Source organism: Synechococcus sp. CS-1333, assembly GCF_025128015.1.
Classification (GTDB): domain Bacteria; phylum Cyanobacteriota; class Cyanobacteriia; order PCC-6307; family Cyanobiaceae; genus MW101C3.
The window spans coordinates 1-19067 of sequence record NZ_JAHLYO010000013.1 but is presented as its reverse complement, the minus strand read 5'-3'; the positions used below and the strand labels follow the sequence as shown (position 1 = coordinate 19067).

22 protein-coding genes are annotated in these 19067 nt (G+C 68.8%); 12 read left to right on the top strand and 10 right to left on the bottom strand.

What is annotated here, in order from left to right; all coding sequences use genetic code 11:
- Positions 1-15: 15 nt before the first annotated feature.
- Positions 16-525 (bottom strand): DUF1993 family protein, encoded by a 510-nt coding sequence (locus KQ303_RS04425; RefSeq protein WP_259729304.1) that lies wholly within the window; start codon positions 523-525, stop codon positions 16-18.
- A 54-nt stretch (positions 526-579) separates the two neighbouring features.
- Positions 580-1008, bottom strand: a complete 429-nt coding sequence (locus KQ303_RS04420) for a hypothetical protein (protein WP_259729303.1) — start codon at positions 1006-1008, stop codon at positions 580-582.
- Positions 1009-1654: 646 nt separating this feature from the next.
- Here KQ303_RS04420 and KQ303_RS04415 point away from each other — a divergent pair.
- Together KQ303_RS04415 and KQ303_RS04410 are read left to right on the top strand one after the other, a co-directional pair.
- Entirely contained in the window at positions 1655-2365 is a 711-nt protein-coding gene (locus tag KQ303_RS04415) for a GGDEF domain-containing protein (RefSeq protein WP_259729302.1), read from the top strand.
- Between the two features lie 24 nt (positions 2366-2389).
- Positions 2390-2890: a PPC domain-containing DNA-binding protein gene (locus tag KQ303_RS04410; RefSeq protein ID WP_259729301.1), complete on the top strand. Its 501-nt coding sequence runs from the start codon at positions 2390-2392 to the stop codon at positions 2888-2890.
- Here the strand turns inward: KQ303_RS04410 and KQ303_RS04405 are convergent.
- Positions 2882-3571 carry a TetR/AcrR family transcriptional regulator gene (locus KQ303_RS04405; protein WP_259729300.1) on the bottom strand — a complete coding sequence of 230 codons (690 nt, stop codon included), beginning with the start codon at positions 3569-3571 and terminating at the stop codon, positions 2882-2884. The two genes, KQ303_RS04410 and KQ303_RS04405, sit on opposite strands and share 9 nt — an antisense overlap.
- A gap of 231 nt (positions 3572-3802) precedes the next feature.
- On the opposite strand from KQ303_RS04405, the gene KQ303_RS04400 reads away from it, so the two are divergent.
- The 10 genes from KQ303_RS04400 (at position 3803) to KQ303_RS04355 (ending at position 13462) form a co-directional block, all read left to right on the top strand.
- The gene (locus KQ303_RS04400) at positions 3803-4570 is read left to right on the top strand and encodes a Coq4 family protein (RefSeq protein WP_259729299.1); all 768 of its coding nucleotides are present in this window, start codon (positions 3803-3805) and stop codon (positions 4568-4570) included.
- Positions 4567-5781 carry an MFS transporter gene (locus tag KQ303_RS04395; protein ID WP_259729298.1) on the top strand — a complete coding sequence of 405 codons (1215 nt, stop codon included), beginning with the start codon at positions 4567-4569 and terminating at the stop codon, positions 5779-5781. Before KQ303_RS04400 ends, KQ303_RS04395 begins: the two co-directional genes overlap by 4 nt.
- Positions 5782-5973: 192 nt before the next feature.
- Positions 5974-7353, top strand: coding sequence for a glutamate decarboxylase (locus KQ303_RS04390; RefSeq protein ID WP_399232880.1), 1380 nt, complete (start codon positions 5974-5976; stop codon positions 7351-7353).
- Positions 7354-7378: 25 nt separating this feature from the next.
- Entirely contained in the window at positions 7379-8425 is a 1047-nt protein-coding gene (locus KQ303_RS04385; protein ID WP_259729296.1) for a lytic transglycosylase domain-containing protein, read from the top strand.
- A gap of 83 nt (positions 8426-8508) precedes the next feature.
- Entirely contained in the window at positions 8509-8766 is a 258-nt protein-coding gene (locus tag KQ303_RS04380) for a hypothetical protein (RefSeq protein WP_255100386.1), read from the top strand.
- A gap of 9 nt (positions 8767-8775) precedes the next feature.
- Entirely contained in the window at positions 8776-9594 is an 819-nt protein-coding gene (locus KQ303_RS04375) for a methyltransferase domain-containing protein (protein WP_259729295.1), read from the top strand.
- A gap of 26 nt (positions 9595-9620) precedes the next feature.
- Positions 9621-10538 carry an oxidoreductase gene (locus tag KQ303_RS04370; protein WP_259729294.1) on the top strand — a complete coding sequence of 306 codons (918 nt, stop codon included), beginning with the start codon at positions 9621-9623 and terminating at the stop codon, positions 10536-10538.
- The gene (locus KQ303_RS04365) at positions 10535-11800 is read left to right on the top strand and encodes an extracellular solute-binding protein (RefSeq protein WP_259729293.1); all 1266 of its coding nucleotides are present in this window, start codon (positions 10535-10537) and stop codon (positions 11798-11800) included. The genes KQ303_RS04370 and KQ303_RS04365 overlap by 4 nt, the downstream gene beginning before the upstream one ends.
- 10 nt (positions 11801-11810) lie before the next feature.
- On the top strand, positions 11811-13052 hold the full coding sequence (locus tag KQ303_RS04360; protein ID WP_259729292.1) for a mechanosensitive ion channel family protein: 1242 nt from the start codon (positions 11811-11813) through the stop codon (positions 13050-13052).
- 191 nt (positions 13053-13243) lie between these two features.
- Entirely contained in the window at positions 13244-13462 is a 219-nt protein-coding gene (locus tag KQ303_RS04355) for a hypothetical protein (RefSeq protein ID WP_259729291.1), read from the top strand.
- A 183-nt stretch (positions 13463-13645) separates the two neighbouring features.
- Here KQ303_RS04355 and KQ303_RS04350 read toward each other — a convergent pair whose 3' ends face one another.
- From KQ303_RS04350 to KQ303_RS04320, 7 genes are all read right to left on the bottom strand, one after another.
- Positions 13646-14158, bottom strand: coding sequence for an HPP family protein (locus KQ303_RS04350; protein ID WP_259729290.1), 513 nt, complete (start codon positions 14156-14158; stop codon positions 13646-13648).
- Positions 14155-14430 carry an MSMEG_0570 family nitrogen starvation response protein gene (locus KQ303_RS04345; protein WP_255100393.1) on the bottom strand — a complete coding sequence of 92 codons (276 nt, stop codon included), beginning with the start codon at positions 14428-14430 and terminating at the stop codon, positions 14155-14157. Before KQ303_RS04345 ends, KQ303_RS04350 begins: the two co-directional genes overlap by 4 nt.
- A gap of 70 nt (positions 14431-14500) precedes the next feature.
- Complete coding sequence (locus tag KQ303_RS04340) at positions 14501-15499, bottom strand: sll0787 family AIR synthase-like protein (RefSeq protein ID WP_259729289.1); 999 nt, start codon at positions 15497-15499, stop codon at positions 14501-14503.
- A complete protein-coding gene (locus KQ303_RS04335; RefSeq protein WP_259729288.1) occupies positions 15496-16140 on the bottom strand; it encodes an MSMEG_0567/Sll0786 family nitrogen starvation N-acetyltransferase in 645 nt (214 codons plus the stop codon). Before KQ303_RS04335 ends, KQ303_RS04340 begins: the two co-directional genes overlap by 4 nt.
- Complete coding sequence (locus KQ303_RS04330; RefSeq protein WP_259729287.1) at positions 16140-17306, bottom strand: MSMEG_0568 family radical SAM protein; 1167 nt, start codon at positions 17304-17306, stop codon at positions 16140-16142. Before KQ303_RS04330 ends, KQ303_RS04335 begins: the two co-directional genes overlap by 1 nt.
- On the bottom strand, positions 17299-18327 hold the full coding sequence (locus tag KQ303_RS04325; RefSeq protein WP_259729286.1) for a Nit6803 family nitrilase: 1029 nt from the start codon (positions 18325-18327) through the stop codon (positions 17299-17301). The genes KQ303_RS04330 and KQ303_RS04325 overlap by 8 nt, the downstream gene beginning before the upstream one ends.
- A gap of 2 nt (positions 18328-18329) precedes the next feature.
- Positions 18330-18812, bottom strand: a complete 483-nt coding sequence (locus KQ303_RS04320) for an MSMEG_0572/Sll0783 family nitrogen starvation response protein (protein ID WP_094511252.1) — start codon at positions 18810-18812, stop codon at positions 18330-18332.
- Between the last annotated feature and the right edge of the window lie 255 nt (positions 18813-19067).

Sequence of the window (19067 nt, the reverse complement as noted above, 5' to 3'; positions counted from 1 at the left end):
GGGGGCAGCCGGCGCTCAGGGGGCCCCGAGGAAATCACGCTTGCCGATCACCACGCCGTTGTGGCGCAGGATCGCGTACGTGGTGGTGGTGTGGAAGTAGACGTTGGGCAGAACAAAGGCTGAAAGGAACGGCCAGCCCGCCATCGTGATCGTTTCACCCTTGCCGATCGGCACGGTGATCGGGCGCTCTTCGCCCCCATCGATCTGCTCGGCGCTGAAGCCGTCGAGATAGGCGATCGATTCCCGCAGGCGTTCGATCAGCGCCTCCAGGCTCTCCTCATTGTCCGCCATCGGCGGCGCCTCCAGGCCGGCCAGCCGGGCCACGCCGCGGCGGGCCACGTCGCTGGCGATCTGCACCTGGCGCGCCAGGGGGAACATGTCGGGGTAGAGACGGCTGGTGAGCAGCACGGTGGAGTCGAACCCCTGCACCCGGGCATGCGCCAGGGCCTTCTCCAGCAGGTGGATCAGGTTGGTGAGGGCGCGCCGCAGCGGCGGCACGGACGCCTGGTAAAGGGTCAGGTCCATGGATGCACCGAAAGCCTCAGCTGCCCGCCAAGGCTATGGGCTGCAGGCGCCGCCTCAGCTGGCTGGAGCAGGCGCCTGTGACGCAGGTCGGCGGGGCGCGCCATTAAAAATCAGCTTCACCAGGTTGCGGCCGTCCGGCGAGATCAACACCTCGGTTTCGAGGGTGGCGGGCTGCTGGCGTTCCACCCAGGCGGGGGGGCCGCCGAGGAAGCGGAACAGAAAGCCATCGGGGCTGCGCTTCACCAGGCAGGGGTTGTCGGTGGAGGCGGTGACGAACATGCACGGAGCCGGCCGGTAGGCCTGCAGGCCGCCGTTGAGTTCCACCGCATAGGTGCGGGCGAAGTTGATGGCCCGCACCTCCTCGATCGGCACGCGCCACTGGGCCAGGGAGGCGGAGGAGCTGGCGGCGATCAGGGCAGACAGAGCCAGGGGGGCCAGCAGGGCCCTTTGCAGCCGGTTGGCTGTGAACGGGAGCAGGGTCATGGCAGCAGGGGCGATGCCTTCACCATGACCACAGGGGAGAAACGCGTCAACGCAGGCCGCAGGCCTGTGGGGGCACTGCTGCGCCTGGGGGGAGCTGCGCTGTGCCTGCGGGTGGCCAGCCAGCGAGCGAGGGAAAAACTAGAACGCCGCATTGCACAGAGGCGAATGCGCGTCCGTTGATTGACGGTGGCGCCGGCTATTGTTAAAATTTGAAATAGCTTTCTATTGGGCTTGTCTTGGCTGGAGCCTCAACTTGAGCCACTCGATGAGGGGGATCAGAGGTCTTGCGATGGCAACAAGACTGGCGGCAAGGAAGCTGGCGGTTGCGGCGCATGGAGCCACAGCCTTCCCGCCACGAAAACAGTGACAGGCAACACAGAATGGAGCGCATTCATCCTGCACGTCCATTATCTTGTGGCAACGAATGCAAAAGTGGAGGGATCATGCATGCCGTTGAGCGCTCTGCAAGCAGGACGGTCCACGCCTACGCCACTGATCCTTTTCGCTTCCCGCGTTGCATGAACGGTCCCCCTCACCTGAGCCGTCATGGCGCCGCACGGCAACAGACCGAGCCCCATGCCACGGGCGTTGCAGCATGAAGGTGTCCATGAGGCAGCTGATCCAGAGCCTCGGCACCTTTGCCACGGTGCTGATCGTCACCACCTTTTCGGTTGTTTGCTCTGTAGCGCTCACCTCAACTCTCTGTTTCTTCGAGCAATGTGAGGCCCCGCGGATCGCCGTTGCCACTGCCATCGCCATTCCTGCGATGGTCGCGCCGCTGGCTAGCTGGCCGCTGGTGGACCTGGTGATGCAGATCGATAGCCTCGAGAAGGAAATGCGCGCGATGGCCACCTTCGACCAGCTGACAGGACTGCTGACGCGGCAGGCCATTTTTGATCAGATCCAGCAAGTGATGCACCTGGCCGAGCGCGAGCAGCACCATGTTTCCTTGCTTGCGTTGGATCTCGATCGTTTCAAGGACATCAACGACACCCACGGCCATGCTGGCGGCGATGAAGTGCTCAAGAGCTTTGCTATCACGGTGAAAGCTGTGCTGCGCAAGAGCGACTATCTCGGCCGCATCGGCGGCGAAGAATTCATCATCTTTCTTCCCAATACCTCAGAGGAGGCTGCGCTCGCACTCTCAGAGCGGCTGCATCAGGCGATCCGGGATTCGCTGGTGGCCTATGAACATTCCTCCATTCGCTATTCAGCGAGCATCGGCCTGGTTTCCGTGGTGCCCTCTGCCGAGATCAGCCTTGAGGAGATTCTCAAGCGAGCCGATGATCTTCTTTACCTGGCCAAACGGCAAGGCAGAGATTGCACCGTTTCCTACAACGATGGAAAACCAGGCTGAATCCGACCCACCCCCCAATCAACCGTGTCCTACCTGCCGCTGCGGCTGCCTCCCGGTGAGGATCTTCGCCATGCCCTGGAAGCCACAGCCACGGCACCAGGCAGCGGTTCATTCGTTGTTTCCGGCATCGGCAGCCTCTGGCATCCCAGGCTCCGTTTCGCCGCCGCTGAAGCGGAAACCCAGCTCAAAGGGCCGTTTGAAATCCTGACGCTGTCGGGGTCGATCACCGCGGAGGGCGCCCATCTGCACATTGCCGTGGCAGATGGCCAGGGGCAGGTGATCGGCGGCCACCTCTGCTACGGCAGCCGCGTGCGCACCACAGCCGAAATCCTGACGGTCCGCCCCGAAGGCTGGCAGCTGCGCCGCCTTCACGACGCCACCACCGGCTACCTGGAACTCCAGGTGCAGGGGCTTTCCGGCAAGGCGTGTCGTCCCAGCGTCCAAGCTGCCAACGCCCAAGCCGTCGACCGGACTCCCGCCAGCGAAGCTGATGCCGCCGCTGGCGGAACGATGGGTTCAGCCTGAGGCCGCCTCACCTGGGCCGCGGCCGGTGGTCATGCGGCGGCGCAGGTAAGCCACCGCCAACTGCACCGTTTCCTGCAGCAACTGCGCGCGGAACGGGGGCGCCTTCGCCAGTGACAGCCAAAGCAGATTGCCCACCGTCTTCACCAGCACGTAGGCCATCATGCGCGCGTCGTCCTCGCTGAGCACACAGCCTTCAGCGCCCACGCGGGCGATCAGGGCCGCCGACCAATCCGCCACCAGGCGCACATCCGCCTCCTCCTCGATCGCCAGCAGATCGGCGGTGGCGCTCTGCGCCTCATTGAAGATCGCCTGATAGCCGGGATGGCTGGTGAAGAAGCGATCGGTGAGCGACACCATCGCTTCGATGTAGGCGTCGAGCGGCAGCGCAGAGGCTTCGCTCTCCTCAAAGGCGGCCAGCTCCCTGTGCAGCTGCTCGCCGTAGCCGCGGGCCAGGCTGCGCAGGATCGCCGCCTTGTCGGGGAAGAACTGATAGAGGGAGCCGATCGGCACGCCGGCGTGCGCCGCGATCGCGTTGGTGGTGGTGCTGGCCACGCCCTCGGCCACGAACAAGGCCTCGGCCGCCTCCAGGATCCGCCGCACCCGCTCCTGGCTGCGGGCCTGGCGGGGCTGGCGGCGCAGGCCGGTAGTGGAGACCGGCGCGGGGGTGGAGCGCTGCGTCATGGCCGCAGCCAGGAGCAGGCCGGCACAAAGAGGGGCACGAGCGGGACCTCAGACAGGGAGGCAGAAGAGGGCTCAGGCAGAGGCGCGAGCTGGGGCACAGGCGCAGGCAGGCAAGACGAGCAATCCTCGCATTCTCCTTGACAAAGGCGAGGGACACTCATATTTTCACTGATGTGAGCACTCCTCATGTTCAGAGCTCACTGCCCGCACTGACCCTCCGCTCGCCCTTCCATGGCCACCACCCTCTGGCAGTCCACCGCTCACGCCGCTGCTCCCCCGGCTCCGGTCGCCCCCGACCCCCTCTTCCGCATCCTCGGCACCATGCTCGCGATGAGCGGCGGTGACACCAGCCTTGAGCTGGTGGGCGTGCTCACCGACGGGCTGCTCGACACCCCCTCCTACGCACTGGCGGCGCAGCACCTGCGCCACGATCCCGGCTGCGCCGCCCTCATCGACGCCCGCTGGGTGCCGGGTCCGCATGACCTCGATCGGCTGGCGGCCCTGCCGGTGGGCTCGCTCGGCCATGCCTACGCCGCCAGCCTCACCCGGCTCGGCTACGACCCCGACCTGCACGCCGGCATGGAGGCCGGCAGCGAGGCGACCTACGTGGAGGTGCGGCTCAGCCAGACCCACGACCTCTGGCATGTCCTCACCGGCTTCGACACCTCGCTGCTCGGCGAGATCGGCCTGCAGGCCTTTCACCTCGGCCAGTTCCCCTATCCCCTCGGCGCCATGCTCACGGCCCAGGCGCTGCAGTCGATCACGCTGTTCGAACCCGAACAGCTGCCGGCACTGGTGCTGGCCATCCACACCGGGCTGCGGATGGGCCAGCAGGCCCGGCCCCTGTTCGCCCAGCGTTGGGAGGAGGGCTGGGCGAAGCCCCTGCAGCAGTGGCGCCAGGAGCTGAACCTCACGCCCGTGCAGGAGTGGGCCGCCGCCGCGCCGCCCAGCGCCGGCAGCACCACCGCCCCCCTGCCGCTGGGGGCCGGGCAGCCATGACCTCCCTCCTGCTGCGGCATCAGCGTTTCCGCTGGCTCTGGCTGGGCCAGACGGTGCTGTTCTGCGGCGTGCAGTTCTGGTTCGTGGCCATCACCTGGCTGATGCTGCAGCGCACCGGCTCGGGCAGTGCCGTGGCGCTGGTGCTGATGGCGGCAGCGCTGCCGCGGGGGCTGCTGATGCTGGTGGGGGGTGCCCTCAGCGATCACCATCCGCCCCGTGCCCTGGCGGTGCGGGCCAGCGCGGTGCTGGTGCTCTGCACCGCCGTGCTCACCCTGCTGGCCGCCCATGGGGCACTGGCACTGGCGCCGGTGATGACGCTGGCGGCCCTGTTCGGCGCCGCCGAGGCCTGCGTCTACCCCGCCGCAATGGCCCTGCTGCCCCAGCTGGTGCGGCCAAGGCTGCTGAACCGGGCGCACGCCTGGCTGCAGGGCAGCGAGCAGATCAGCAATGTGGTCGGTCCGGCCCTGGCTGGCGTGGCGCTGGCGATCGGCGGCGCCACGGCCGCGCTCGCCCTCGACGCCGGCATGCTGCTGCTGGCCGCCTGCTGCTTCGTCCAGCTGCGACCCCGACCAGCCGCCTGGCACCGGGACGCCGCGGGCGGGCTGCTGCGGGGACTGCGCGAAGGCTGTGTGTTCGCCTGGCGCCACGGGGCGATCCGCACCGGTCTGGTGCTGATCGCGATGATCAACCTGGCCGTGCTCGGTCCGGTGGTGATCGGCGTGGTGGAGCTGGTGAGCCTGCGTTTCGGGGGCGGAGCCGCCACGTTCGGCGCGCTGCAGGCCGCCTATGGCGTGGGCGCGTTGGCGGGGGTGGCGCTGGCCGGCCGGCTCGACCGCTTCCGGCTGGATCAGCCCGCGTCGGCGCTGGGATGGCTCTCCGCCGCCCTGGGGCTGGGCCTGCTGGGGCTGGCCGCCGCCGGCGACGCCTGGGTGGCCGCTGCCGTGCTGGCGGCGATGGGGGTGGGCGGCGGCCTGGTGGGGGTGATGGCCACGGTGTGGCTGCAGCGGGAAACCCCGGCAGCGCTGCAGGGCCGCGTGATGGCGCTGGCGATGATGGCCGGGGTGGCCTTCGATCCGCTCTCCCAGGCCCTGGCGGGCCTGCTGCTGGATGTGTCGCTCACGGCGGTGTTCCTCGCGGGCGGCGGCGCCCTGCTGCTCACCGCCCTGCTGGTGCTGCGCCGCGCACCCAACGCACTGGCCAGGGGTGGCTGAGCGGCGCGGGAGGTGATGCGGGGTGGGAGGCGGGAGCAGGAGTGGAACAGGCAGCACCCGCAGAGCCCCTCAATTTCTCTCCCTAGCATCACCACGGAGCCATGCGGTTGATCCGTGCAAATCCCAGAAAAAGCAGCCGCCGGTGACATCCCCGGCGACGCGATCTACCCCAACAAGATCTGCCCCAACGAGATCAATGTCAACGAGATCGACGCTGACGACATCTACGCCGCGGTGGATCTCTTCGGCGGGTTGCCGAAGCTGCGGTTTCCGGCGGTGGAGAGCGACCCGAAGGTGGTGTTTGCCGCGGTGCGCGATGAGCTGATGCTGGATGGAAACTCGCGGCAGAACCTGGCCACCTTCTGCCAGACCTGGGTGGAGAGGGAAATCCACGACCTGATGGATCTCTGCATCGACAAGAACATCGAAGACAAGGACGAATACCCCCAGACCGCCGAAATCGAAGCCCGTTGTCTTCACATGCTGGCCGATCTCTGGCACGCCCCCACGCTCACAGGGGCAATCGGCGCCTCCACCACCGGCTCCAGCGAGGCCGCCATGCTGGGCGGGCTGGCAATGAAACGGCGCTGGGAGGCGGCACGAAAAGCGGCCGGGGAATCCACTGAGCGGCCCAATCTAGTCACCGGTCCGGTGCAGATCTGCTGGCACAAGTTCTGCCGCTACTGGGACATCGAACACCGGGAAATCCCGATGGAGCCCGATCGCCTGATCCTTTCGCCCGAAACGGCGCTGGCGGCCTGTGACGCCAACACCATCGGCGTGGTGCCCACCTTAGGGGTCACGTTCACCGGCCAGTACGAGCCGGTGCAACAGCTCGCCGCCGCCCTCGACGGGCTGCAGGAGCACACCGGCCTCGACATCCCGATCCATGTGGACGGCGCCAGCGGCGCCTTCCTGGCGCCCTTCTGTGCGCCGGAGCTGGTGTGGGATTTCCGGTTGCCACGGGTGCGCTCGATCAACGCCTCCGGCCATAAGTTCGGCCTTGCGCCACTGGGGGTGGGATGGGTGCTCTGGCGGGAGGCTGCCGATCTGCCGGAAGACATGATCTTCTGGGTAAATTATCTGGGCGGCAACATGCGTGACATCACCTTGAACTTCTCGCGTCCGGGTGGGCAGATCGTGGCGCAGTACTACAACTTTCTGCGCCTAGGCGCCGAGGGCTACAGAAAGGTGCATGGCGCCTGTTATCGGACCGCCCAATTCCTTGCTGCGGCCATCGCCGCACTCGGCCCTTTTGAAATCATTTTTGGCGCTGATCCGGCCAGCGGCATACCAGCGATCTGCTGGACGCTGAAGGAACACTCCAGCGCCAACTTCAACCTCTTCTGCCTCGCCGACCGGCTGCGTGTGCGGGGCTGGCAGGTGCCCGCCTACACCCTGCCGCCGCACTGCCAGGAGCGGGTGGTGCAGCGGATCCTGGTGCGCCATGGCGTCAGCCGCGATCTCGCCGAACTGCTGCTCGACGACATCCGCCAGGCGCTGGCCTACTTCGAGCGCCATCCCCAGCACGCCACACTCACCCCGGCGGAAGCCAGCGGCTTTCACCACTAGCGTTGCCGCAGGAACCCTGCCCCCCATGCCCAGGCCTTCCCCCCCTCAGCTGCTGATCGGCATGGGCGTCGCGGCGGCGCTGCTGGGCGGCGGCCTTCTGCTGCGCCCTTTCCTGGAGGCCTCGCGCGCCGCCGGCACCGACCCGGCCAGCACGCCAGCCACCCGGCCGGACCCCGCAGCGGCAGACAGCCTGGCGGTGGGGCCGCGCCTGCCGCAGCTGCCCACCGATCCAGCCCTGCCCACCAGCGCCGACGGGCGCCACTACCCGCTGGTGCCGGCGGATCCGCAGCAGCTGGCCGCGCTGCTGGCGGCGGTGGAGGAGGCCCTGCGTGACGCGGCCACGCCCGCAGAGGCGCTGCCGGCCCTCGGCCATCAGCAGCAGGTGATCTACCGGGTGCTGGCGCACCGGCAACCGCTCGCCGCTGAGGTGCGCCGTTCGCTGCCGCCCGGCTGGCTCAGTGTCTACGACCGGCACCTGCTGGCCCGCCGCTCCTTCCTGGCCATGCACCGCAGCGACCGGCGGCCCGCCAGCCTGCCCAGTTGGCGCATCCTGCCGCCACCGCCGCTGGAGCAGCTGGTGCGCTCCTACAAGCAGGCAGAGCAGGCCACCGGCATCGACTGGGAGGTGCTGGCCGCCGTGAACCTGGTGGAGAGCGGCATGGGGCGCATTGATGGCGTGTCGGTGGCGAACGCCCAGGGGCCGATGCAGTTCCTGCCCACCACCTGGGCCCAGCCCGGCGTCGGCAAGGGGAACATCCGTGATCCCCACGACGCCATCCAGGCCGCCGCCCGCTACCTGGTGCGCCGCGGCGGCCTCAAGGACATCCGCAAGGGCCTGTGGGGCTACAACAACAGCGACAACTACGGCCGCGCCGTGCTGGCCTACGCGTCGTTGATCCAGGAGGACCCCCGCGCCCTGATCGGCCTTTACCACTGGGAAATCCACTACGCCGCCGCCGCTGGCGACCTGTGGTTGCCGGTGGGCTATGCCCAGATCCAGCCGGTCGCGGTGACGGCTCACCTGCGGCGCCAGCCGGCCAGCGCACCGCCGCCGGGCTCCTCCGGCTACTGAGCCGGGTCGCGACGCCGACCAGCGAATCGGGCGAGGCGTCACCGCCGGGGGCCAAACTGCTCTCGACTGCGCCCGACACCTCCATGGCCCTGGATCTCAATGACCCGGAGCTTGAGTTCTCCGACCTCGTGTACGCCTACCAGAGCTGGGTGATGGCGGTGATCAACGACGAAAAGCTGGGCGGCGAAGAAACCCTGCTCACCGACGACATCGCCGAGGACGCCCTCAACGCCATGCGCTTTCTCTCCGGCGAGGTGACCTCCGCGATCGAAACCAGCCTCGCCCGCGTCTACGACGTGGACCCCGACGAACTGGCCAGCCTGCTGTTCCCGGAGGACTGAGCCGCGGCGATGGCCCCCGACCGCTACGTGCTCGGCAGCTCCGACGCGGAGATCGAGCGGTTGCGGCTGCAGCACGCGCTGTGGCTGCCTTCCGCCCGTGCCGCCTGGCAGCGCGCCGGGCTGCAGCCGGGCCAGGCGGTGCTGGATCTAGGCGCCGGGCCAGGCCTCTCCAGCCTGGAGCTGGCGCGGCTGGTGGGGCCCGGCGGGCGGGTGCTCGGCCTGGAGCTGAGCCCCACGTATCTGGAAGTGGCCCGCGCCGCGGCCCAGGCGGCCGGGCTGCCGCAACTGGAGCTGCGCGCCCACGACCTCAGCCGTGATCCACTGCCGGCGGAGGGCTTCCAGCTGGCCTGGTGCCGCTGGGTGGCGATGTTCCTGCCCACGCTGGAGCCGCTGCTGGACGGGCTGTCCCGCTGCATGGCCGCTGGCGGACGGGTGGTGCTGCATGAATACGTGCATTGGCGCAGCTTCGGGCTGTACCCCAACGGAGCGGCCGTGGCCCGTTTCGCCGAGGCCGCCTACGCCAGCTTCGAGGCGGCCGGCGGTGATCCGGATGTGAACCGGCGGCTGCCGGCACTGCTGGCGGCGCGCGGCTTTCAGATCGAGGCCTTGCAACCGCTGGCCCTGGTGGGGCGGCCGGGCGATGCGGTGGCGCGCTGGCTGGAGCGCTTCGTGGTCACCTACGGGCAGGAGCTGATCCGCCAGGGCCGCTGGAGTGCTGAGGAGGCCGCCCTTGTGGCCGCCGAGATCAGCGCTGCCAACCGGCAGAACGGCGCGCTGTGGGTGGCGCCCACCGTGCTGGAGCTTCAGGCGACACAGTGGAACGCGTGAATGCCCGCCGCCCAGCCGCTCCCCCCATGCCCTGGACCGCCGACGCCATCCCCGACCAGAGCGGTCGGATCGCTTTGATCACCGGGGCCAACAGCGGCCTGGGGCTGGAATCTGCCCGGGCGTTGGCGGCCCATGGGGCCACCGTCGTGCTGGCCTGCCGCAGCCGGCGCAAGGGCGAGGCGGCCCGCAGCGAACTGCTCGCCGGCGTGCGCGGCGGTGGTGGGCTGGAGGTGCTGGAGCTGGATCTGGCCGATCTGCAGAACATCCGGCGCGCCAGCCAGTGGCTGGCCGACCAGTACGGCCGGCTGGACCTGCTGATCAACAACGCCGGGGTGATGGCGCCGCCGCGCACGCTCACCCGCGATGGCTTCGAGCTGCAGTTCGGCACCAACCACCTCGGCCACTTCGCCCTCACCCTGCTGCTGCTGCCTCTGATGCGGGGCCGCAGCGAGGCGCGGGTGGTCACGGTCACCTCCGGCGCCCAGTACTTCGGCCGCATCGCCTTCGACGACCTGGCGGCGGAGCAGCGCTACGACCGCTGGGCGGCCTACAGCCAGAGCAAGCTGGCCAATGTGATGTTCGCGCTCGAGCTGCAGGAGCGGCTGGCCGCCGACGGCAGCGGCGTGTCCTCGCTGGCGGCCCATCCCGGTCTGGCGCGCACCAACCTGCAGCCCGCCTCGGTGGCCGCCAACGGCTCGAAGCTGGAAGCGCTCAGCTACCGGCTGATGGATCCCCTGTTCCAGAGCGCTGCCATGGGCGCCCTGCCCCAGCTCCATGCCGCCACGGCCCCCAGTGCCAAGGGCGGTGAGCACTACGGACCGAATCAATGGGGCGGCATGCGCGGCTGGCCCACCCAGGTGCGGATCGCGCCGGCGGCGCTCGATGCCGCCCAGCGGCGGCAGCTGTGGGAGGTGAGCGAAACGCTCACGGGGATCGGCCGATGAAGCGCTGGGGGCGGCTCGGCGCCGCGGTGGCGGTGCTGCTGGCACTGAGCGGCTGTGAGGGCGGCATGGCGAACCTGCTGGGCCGTGAGCCGCTCTACATCTACGTGGAGAAGGCCGAGGGCTCCATCGGCAACCCCGCCGAAAACGACGGCACGGCCAGCCAGTCGCAAGCGCTGATCGAAGGCTTCCGCAAGCTCAACCCCAACGTCGACATCCACGTCAACCACTTTGCGGCCGATCAGATCGTGGAGGCCATGGCCTTTCGCCAGTCGCGCGGCCTGGGGCCCGATCTGGTGGTGAGCCCGGTGGTCACGGCGCTGCGGCTGCACGAGAGGGGGCTCAGCGAAGCGGTGGCGTTGAACCCCGTGCAGCTCGATCGCCTGGCGCCCCGCTTCCGTAACGACTTCCGCCTCGGCAACCGCTACATGGCCATCCCGCTGCTGGCCAAGCCGCAGGTGGCCTGCTTTGATCGCCGCCGCGTGAGCGATCCACCCACCACGCTCACGGAGCTGCTGGAACTGAGTGCCAAGGGGCTGCAGGTGGGCCTGCCGCTGCAGCTCGCCCCCCTGCTGTGGACCGCCAGCAGCTTCGGCGCCGACGACACCCTGCTGCAGCTGCTGGAGCACCCGCCAAGCAAGCCGTCATCCACGCCTGTGCTGGTGTCAGCAGACGACCGCAGGCAGCTGGAGGCCTGGCTGACCTGGCTGGCCGCCACCAACCTGCAGACCAATGTGTCCTTCGCGGAAGACGACGCCGAGCTGGTAGGCCAGCTGGAACGAGGCGAACGGGACTGGATCAGCTGCAACGGCAACTGGCTCAATCCACTTAACCGCAAGCTGGACAAAAACCTGGGCATGTCGGTGCTGCCGGGGGCGGAGGGCCGTCCGGCGAAGCCGATCACCGCCCTGCGGGTGTGGAGTTTCGGGCGCCATTCCACGGGCCGCCAACGGAAATTGGCTGAGTCCTTTGTGTTGTTCAGCCTCAACAAGGTGAACCAGCGGGAGATGATGCTCTCCGCACCCGGCACGCTGCCGGTGAATCCGGATGTGCTGGTTCCCACCAAGAGTTCGCATCGCCTGGCGGCCCTGGTCACGAGCCTGGAGAACTCCCACATGCTGAACTTCAGCGACCCGGATCAGACCGTGGCGGCCGCCCGGGCGATGGATTTCGTGCTGCAACGCACGGTCCAGGGAGAGCTCACGCCGGCCGAGGCCACCGCCATGCTGCTCTCCAACCGCCCCGCTGCGGCGCTGGCACCGTGAAGGGCGGCCGATGAACAGCCTGTTGTTTGAACTCACCGGCTGGGTGGGCTACCTGAGCCGGCCGGTGGTGTTGGTGCAATGCCTGAGTGCCGGTGCGCTGCTGGCGTTCTTTCTGCTGGTGGTGCGGCCGCGGCTGCGCCAGGGGGGCCGCCGGCTGGCGCTGGTGGGAACCGTGGGGTTGCTGCTGGCGTTGCGGCTCAATGCGGCGCTGCTGGAGTGGCTGGGGCAGCCGGCCGGCCTGGCGCTCTACTTCATGCGCATGTATGCGATCTGGCTGTTCCTGGCCTTTGTGCACGAAGCCCTGCTGCTGCGCTTCCCCGTGCGCGGGGTGGATCGCCTGTTCAACCAGCTGATCCGGCCGCTGTACGTGCTGCTGGTGGCGGGATCGCTGGTGAACCAGCTCGATTCGCTCGAGGATGTGGCCGACATCCCCTTGCTGCCGGTGTTCGGTGACACGCTCACCACCGGCAATCTGTTTCTGCTGCTCACGATTCCCTATTTCCTGGTGGCGATCTCGGCCTACCCGGTGGGCTGGCTGGCCCGGTTGCTGCAGGGGCTGCTGCACTTCAGCGACGGCACCCGCGAAGCCACCACCCTGGTGCTGCGGTATCTGCTCATCGGTGTCGGGGTGTTGTGGCTGATGCACCGGGTGGGCCTCAACACCAACGCAATTGCCGCCATCGCCGGCGGGCTGTCAGTGGGCATCGGCTTCGGCATCAAGGAGGTGTTCTCCAACTTCATCAGCGGCCTGTGGCTGCTGTTCGAGGGATCGGTACGGCCCGGCGAGATCCTCTTCATCGATGGCGATCCCTGCGAGGTGCGCAGCCTCGGCCTGCGGGCGGCCGTGCTCTGGCGCGACCGCGACAATGCCGAGCTGGTGATCCCCAACCAGGACTTCTTCACCACCACCACCGTCACCTACACCGGCACCGATCGCATGCGCCGCAGCCAGGTGGAGGTGGCCGCCGGCTACAGCCACGACCCCGCCCAGGTGATCCCCCTGCTGGAGGAGGTGGCCCGCCACTCGCCCCGCGTGCTCAGCCAGCCGCCGCCCAAAGCGCTGCTGCTGAGCTACGGCGATTCCGGCATCAACTACGGCCTGCGCTATTGGATTGAAGATCCGATGAACAATGCCAGCATCAAGAGCGAAGTGAGCATCGCCGTGTGGAAGCGCTTTGCCGAGGAAGGCATCGAGATGCCCTTCCCGCAACGGGTGATTCACCAGGCCGAAGGTGGGGTAGCTGGTTGCTGAAGCGTGGCCCCAGCCAGGCAGTTCCTGCATGATGGAGGCAGTGATGATTCAGCAGGCAAGGCATGAAAAGGCTGCATCTTGCACTCGCAACAGACAACATCGAAGCCACCATTGAGGACTATTCCAGACGCCTGGGCAGCCCGCCCTGCACAACCATTCCCGGGGAGTATGCGTTGTGGCGGACCGAATCGTTGAACCTGTCCGTGCGCCAGGACTCCGCCGTTCCGCCAGGATCGCTGCGCCATCTGGGCTGGGAAGATCCATCAGCCACCGCCTTCACAGCGGATACGGATGTCAACGGAATTGTGTGGGAGCGGTTCGCCGCCCACCATCAGACCGAGGAGATCAAGGCGTTATGGCCGGAGGTGAGCGGCAAGACCGCCCGTGGGCAGGAGGATGACTCCAGGTGAACAGACGGTCGAGTCACACAACCGTCCTGGCGCCGATTAGCAGAACACAGACAGAGCTCAGCGCCAACGACAGGTCGAGCCTGAAGTCGAAAACGACGATGCCATGAAGACGCGCTGGCACAGCCGTCACACAGCTGCTTCTATCTCGATTCAACTCGCTCCACCCCAACCGCATCAAGCCCCTCACCAATACTTCGGATACCTGCCAGCTCTCACGGCGTTGTTATAAACCAGCGCCACGGCCGTCACGATCACGGCGCCCAGCACGGTGGGGAAGAGCAGGAAGCCCCAGCCGGGCTGCAGCAGGAACACGATCACCGGGTTGGAGCCGGCCGGGGGGTGCACGGTGCCGGTGGCCATCATCAGGGCGATCGCGGTGGCCAGGGCGGCGGCCATCGCCCACCACTGGGGGCCGAACAGGCCAAGGAACAGCAGGCCCACGGCGGTGCTGAAGGTGTGGCCCAGCACGATGTTGCGCGGCTGGGAGAAGGGAACGTCGGGGTAGCCGAAGGCCAGCACGCAGGTGGCGCCGAAGGAGCCGAGCACCAAGGGGGCACTGAGGCCGAGCTGCAGCAGGGCAACGGCGGCGATCGCCAGGAAGCCGCCCAACCACGCCAGGGCGATGGCCCGGCGGGCGGGCCGGGGAGGAAGCGGCGCCCGGTCACCGCGGAACTTGGCGAAGAAAGAGGTGTTCATGGGGCGCTGATCTGAACGAACTGGTCGGCGGCGTAGGCGGTGGCGGTGTGGCGCAACTTGCTGCGCTCCTCATCGGTGCGCGTGCAGGCGAAGCCATAGCGGGCCCGCACCCGCTCGGAGGCCTCAGCCAGCGCACGCTCGGCGCGCTGCTGCAGCTCCGCCACCGGCAGCCGCTCACCGGGCTGGAGGTGCTGCAGGATCACCGTCGAGGGCGAATAGAGCATGGTCTGGCGGCCATCGGGCCATTCGAGCTGCAGCAGGACTTCGGGCATGGCAGGAAAGCGAGAGGTGACAGTGAACGCTGAAGCAGGACCAAGCCAGCGAGGCTGAGCGCTGCACCCCCTACCCCGACGGCACCGGGCCGAAGCCGGTGAGCGCCTCGGCGCCGCTCCACACGGTTTCCTCGCCGCCGCCGGCCCGCAGGCGCACGCCCGCCTCCGCCGTGAAGCGGCCGATCGGCTGGCAGATGAGTGCCGGTTCGCTGCCCTCCGCCGGGACGGCCGCGCGCAGGGCCGGCTCCTGCTGCGGCGCCACCGCCAGCAGGAAGCCGAAGCTGGGGAAACAGGCCAGCCAGTCGTCCAGCGCCACGCCCGCCGGCGGCGTGATCGCCTCGAGCTCGAGCGTCAGGCCGCAGCCGGCGCTCTCGCAGAACATCACCGCCGTGCCCACCAGGCCGCCCATGCTGATGTCCTTCGCGGCATGCACCACCCCGCCTTCCGCCAGCTGCGCCGGCAGGGCCAGCTGGCGGCGCAGCAGCTCCGGCGCCGCCTGTGTGGCCGCATCCCAGAAGCGATCGGGATGGCGCATGCGGCCGGCGCCATTCACCAGCAGGAAGCAACGGTCGCCGGGGCGGGCGAAACGGGCCGACAGCACCGCACCAGCGGCACTGCCCAGCACCGCCACGGCCAGCGCGTCGTAGGGGCTGTTGAGGTTGGTGTGGCCGCCCACCACCGGCACGTCGAAGCGAGCTGCCGCCGCCTGCAGGCCCGCCAGCACCGGCTCAGCCCGGTCCGCGCCGCGGCACCAGAGGCTGTTCACCAGTGCCAGCGGCCGGCCACCCATCGCGGCGATGTCGCTGAGGTTCACCAGCACGCCGCACCAGCCGGCGAACCAGGGATCCTTGGCCAGCAGGCCCGGATCCATCCCTTCGCTGGCCAGCAGCAGGCGGCCGCTGCAGGCCGGCAGCAGGGCGGCGTCATCGCCGAGCAGGGCGGCCGGGCCGAGGGCGGCGAAGGGCTGGTGGGGGAAATGGGCGGCGGGGCGCTGGATCGCACGCTTGCCGTGCAGGCCGGCCAGGGCACGCAGCCGTGCCGCCAGCGGCGCCAGGTCGATGCCGCTCATGCCACCGGCCGGCGTTCCCGCGAAGGGGTGTAGTAACGGAGGTCGGCCTGCATCAGGTGATGGGGCAGCCCCTTGAGCTCCAGGGTGTCCACCGAGTGCCAGTGCAGGCGCTGGAAGAAGCGCACGTTCTGCTCCTGCACAGTCGCCAGGAAGCGGTCGCAGCCCCAGCCGTTCGCGGTGGTCACGGCCTTCCAGATCAGGCCCTTGCCGATCTGGTTGTGGCGGCGGAAGGCGGCGTCCACGCCGAGTCGGCCGCCGTACCAGAGCCTTGGCTCCTGCTCCAGGATCCGCACCACCCCCACCACCGGCCCGCCGCTGCCCGGGCTGGCGCCCGCCCGGTTGGCCCCATGGGCGATCGCCGCGATCGGGGTGGCCTCCGCATCGCGGACGTCGCGGTCGGAGGCTTCGAACAGATGCTGCTCCTGGCAGAAGATGCGGCGACGCAGATCCCAGTAGCCGGCCAGCAGCGGCGTGCCGGGCCGCAGCAGATGGAAGGAGAAGCGCTCGGAGCAGGCCGAGGGCGAGAGGCGGAAATCCTCGGCGTCGATGCCCAGGCCCCAGCGCACCGACGGGGTGAAGGCGGCCGGCGCCGATGTGGGGCTGCGGCCGATGTCGTGGCTGGAGGGATCAATGAAGAACATCAGGAGCTGGAGGGGCCGCAGCCCGTCGGAGTTGGGGCCGATGGGGCCTCGCTCGTGGTGGCCGCCTGCTCGAACAGCGACAGGGCCGAGCAGGCGCCGCACTTGGCGCAGCCCGCCGACATCGCGGCAGCGCGCAGATCCGATGCCGCCAGCTGCTGGGCCACGGCCGTGTAGATCTCCACCATGAAGGCGGCGCTGGGCGCGGGATGGTGCTCCAGCGGTGTGCCGCTGATCGGCACGAACGGCACCACGAACGGGTACACACCGGCGGCGATCAGGCGCTCGCTGCAGGCCACGATCGCGGCGGTGCTGTCGCCCAGCCCCGCCAGCAGATAGGTGGACACCTCGCCGCGGCCGAACACCGCCACCGCCTGCTCGAACGCCTCGAAGTAGCGCTCCAGGCTCAGCTCCGCCTTGCCCGGCAGGATGCGGCGCCGCACCTCGGGTTCCACCACCTCCAGGTGCATGCCAAGGCTGTCCACACCGGCGTCCTTCATCCGCTGGAACCAGATCGGATCCTCCGGCGGCTCGCACTGGGCCTGGATCGGCAGGTTCACCCGCGCCTTCACGGCCGCCGCCGTGTCGGCCAGCAGGCGGGCGCCGCGGTCGTCGCTGTTGGGGGTGCCGGTGGTCATCACCAGCTGGCGCACCCCATCGAGCCGCACCGCCGCCTCCGCCACCTCCGCCACCTGGGCCGGGGTCTTGCGCACCAGGGTGCGGCCGTCGTCGAGCGATTGCTCGATGGCGCAGAACTGGCACGACTGGCTGCGGTCGCGGAAGCGGATGCAGGTCTGCAGCAGCGTGGTGGCGAGCACATCGCGGCTGTGCAGCAGCGCGATCGAGCGGTACGGCGTGCCATCGGCGGTGTGCAGGCCGTAGAAGCGCGGCTCCGGCGGAGCCTCCACCACCGCCAGCGGCGTGGCGGACTCCCGCTGCAGCTCCAGCCCGGCGCCACCGGCCGCCAGGCGGAAGGGGGAGCGCTGAGCGGCGCTGCTGTACACGGGCACCATCACCGTGGTGCCATCGAAGGTGAGGGCGCGGTGGTCGGAGGGGCCGGCTCCGCCGCGGCGGCCTTTGTTGCCGGGCACACCGGGCTCCACCAGGCCCTGCACCTGCAGGTCGGTGACGAGCCGCGCCAGCGCAGCGGCATCCCTGGAGTCAGCCATGGGGCACCGCCTCCGGCACGGGCTCCAGCAGTACGGGCAGGTCAGCAGGCATGGCAGGACCAGCGCCGCCACCGGCAGCCGTTGCGTTGCCCCCGTCCCGCTCCTGCACCTGGCGCGCCGGCGTGCGATCGAGACGCAGGCCGAGCAGGTCGGGGCGGCTGTAGTGGCCCACGCTGTCCATCATCCGTTTGCGCTTGGTGATCAGGGCCGGGTCGAGCTCGGCGATCGCCAGCCCTTCCCCCTCCGGCAGCGGACCAGCCAGGTAGCGGCCTTCCGGGCTGATCACGGCGGTGTGGCAGCCCCCCTGGCACGCCTTCTGCAGCGCCGGATCCGGCGTGATCTGATCGAGGTCGGCGGGATCGAGCCAGGCGGTGGAGCTCACCACGAAACAGCCCGCCTCCAGCGCGTGGTGCCGCAGGGTCACGGCCGTCTGCTCACTGAAGATGGGGCCCACCAGCGAACCGGGGAACTGGGCGCAGTGGATCTCCTCCCCCTGGGCCATCAGGCTGAAGCGGGCCAGCGGGTTGTAGTGCTCCCAGCAGGCCAGGGCACCGATGCGCCCCAGCGCCGTGGGCACCACCGTGAGGCCGGCGCCATCGCCCTGGCCCCACACCATGCGCTCGTGATAAGTGGGGGTGAGCTTGCGCCGCTTCAGCAGCAAGGCGCCATTGGCGTCGATCAGCAGCTGGGCGTTGTAGAGGCTGCCGCCCTCCCGTTCGTTGATGCCCAGCAGCACGTGCATGGCGTGCTCGCGGGCGGCGGCCGCGATGCGGCGGAGCGCCGGGCCCGGCACCGTCACCGCCTGCTCATAGAGGCGTAGATGGGAGCGCCCCATCAGCGCCGGAGGCTCCACGAAGGAGAAGTAGGGGTAATAGGGAAGAAAGGTTTCGGGAAACACGATCAGCTGCACCCCCTGGCCGGCCGCCTCCGTGATCGCTGCCAGCACCCGCTCCACAGACCCCTCCAGGCTGTGCAGCACCGGACGGATCTGGGCGGCGGCCACGACGATCGGGCCGTTCATCGTCAGAGCGTCCAGGTGTCGAGGATGAAGGCGCCTTCCTTGCGGTGCATCAGCACGATGTCGAGCACATCGAGCGGATTCACCGGGGTGATGCCCGCCATCAGCGCCCCCTCGCCATGGCCGTAGAGGGCCTGAAGGGCGAAGCGGCAGGCATACACCTTGCCGCCCTGGTCCATGAACTTCTGCAGGCGGGCGTTGAAGTTGAGGTGGCCGTCGAAGGCGGCATCACCGAGCTTGGGGAAGCCGCGCTGCACCCCGAGGGTGACGCCGGGCCCGTAGAGCAGGATCGAGGTCTCGAAGCCCTTGTTGATCAGGCGGCTGGCCTGCAGCAGGTTCACCAGGCCGATCGAGCCTTCGAACGCCACGGTGTGAAAGGTGATGAGCGCCTTTTCGCCCGGTTCCGCCTTCACATCGGGGAACACCTTCTCCTCGTAATCCACGAGGAAATCGCCAGGTTGATTGGCGGGGCGGGTGACCTCAGGCATGAACCGGCGACCTGCGAAGGAAACAGCGTCACGACCATGCACCAGGCCTGTGTGAACTTACGTAGCAGCAGGCACCAAACGGCAGAGCCCGTGCTGGCCTGCGATTTGGTCTTGATTGCTACCGGGCCGCCCCTCACGGCAACTCACGATGAGGAGGGTGATGGCCTGGCCGCGCCACTGTCTTCCTCTCCTTCTCTTCCTCTCCTTCTCTTCCTCTCCTTCTCTTCCTCTCCTTCTCTTCCTCTCCTTCTCTTC

What these genes read in the sequence shown, in the direction of transcription:
- KQ303_RS04370 (WP_259729294.1), top strand. Translation starts at nt 9,621, where the DNA reads ATGCCCTGGACCGCCGACGCCATCCCCGACCAGAGCGGTCGGATCGCT.
- KQ303_RS04405 (WP_259729300.1), bottom strand. Translation starts at nt 3,571, where the DNA reads ATGACGCAGCGCTCCACCCCCGCGCCGGTCTCCACTACCGGCCTGCGC.
- KQ303_RS04320 (WP_094511252.1), bottom strand. Translation starts at nt 18,812, where the DNA reads ATGCCTGAGGTCACCCGCCCCGCCAATCAACCTGGCGATTTCCTCGTG.
- KQ303_RS04360 (WP_259729292.1), top strand. Translation starts at nt 11,811, where the DNA reads ATGAACAGCCTGTTGTTTGAACTCACCGGCTGGGTGGGCTACCTGAGC.
- KQ303_RS04340 (WP_259729289.1), bottom strand. Translation starts at nt 15,499, where the DNA reads ATGAGCGGCATCGACCTGGCGCCGCTGGCGGCACGGCTGCGTGCCCTG.
- KQ303_RS04350 (WP_259729290.1), bottom strand. Translation starts at nt 14,158, where the DNA reads ATGAACACCTCTTTCTTCGCCAAGTTCCGCGGTGACCGGGCGCCGCTT.
- KQ303_RS04375 (WP_259729295.1), top strand. Translation starts at nt 8,776, where the DNA reads ATGGCCCCCGACCGCTACGTGCTCGGCAGCTCCGACGCGGAGATCGAG.
- KQ303_RS04420 (WP_259729303.1), bottom strand. Translation starts at nt 1,008, where the DNA reads ATGACCCTGCTCCCGTTCACAGCCAACCGGCTGCAAAGGGCCCTGCTG.
- KQ303_RS04335 (WP_259729288.1), bottom strand. Translation starts at nt 16,140, where the DNA reads ATGTTCTTCATTGATCCCTCCAGCCACGACATCGGCCGCAGCCCCACA.
- KQ303_RS04395 (WP_259729298.1), top strand. Translation starts at nt 4,567, where the DNA reads ATGACCTCCCTCCTGCTGCGGCATCAGCGTTTCCGCTGGCTCTGGCTG.
- KQ303_RS04385 (WP_259729296.1), top strand. Translation starts at nt 7,379, where the DNA reads ATGCCCAGGCCTTCCCCCCCTCAGCTGCTGATCGGCATGGGCGTCGCG.
- KQ303_RS04325 (WP_259729286.1), bottom strand. Translation starts at nt 18,327, where the DNA reads ATGAACGGCCCGATCGTCGTGGCCGCCGCCCAGATCCGTCCGGTGCTG.
- KQ303_RS04330 (WP_259729287.1), bottom strand. Translation starts at nt 17,306, where the DNA reads ATGGCTGACTCCAGGGATGCCGCTGCGCTGGCGCGGCTCGTCACCGAC.
- KQ303_RS04345 (WP_255100393.1), bottom strand. Translation starts at nt 14,430, where the DNA reads ATGCCCGAAGTCCTGCTGCAGCTCGAATGGCCCGATGGCCGCCAGACC.
- KQ303_RS04380 (WP_255100386.1), top strand. Translation starts at nt 8,509, where the DNA reads ATGGCCCTGGATCTCAATGACCCGGAGCTTGAGTTCTCCGACCTCGTG.
- KQ303_RS04365 (WP_259729293.1), top strand. Translation starts at nt 10,535, where the DNA reads ATGAAGCGCTGGGGGCGGCTCGGCGCCGCGGTGGCGGTGCTGCTGGCA.
- KQ303_RS04400 (WP_259729299.1), top strand. Translation starts at nt 3,803, where the DNA reads ATGGCCACCACCCTCTGGCAGTCCACCGCTCACGCCGCTGCTCCCCCG.
- KQ303_RS04425 (WP_259729304.1), bottom strand. Translation starts at nt 525, where the DNA reads ATGGACCTGACCCTTTACCAGGCGTCCGTGCCGCCGCTGCGGCGCGCC.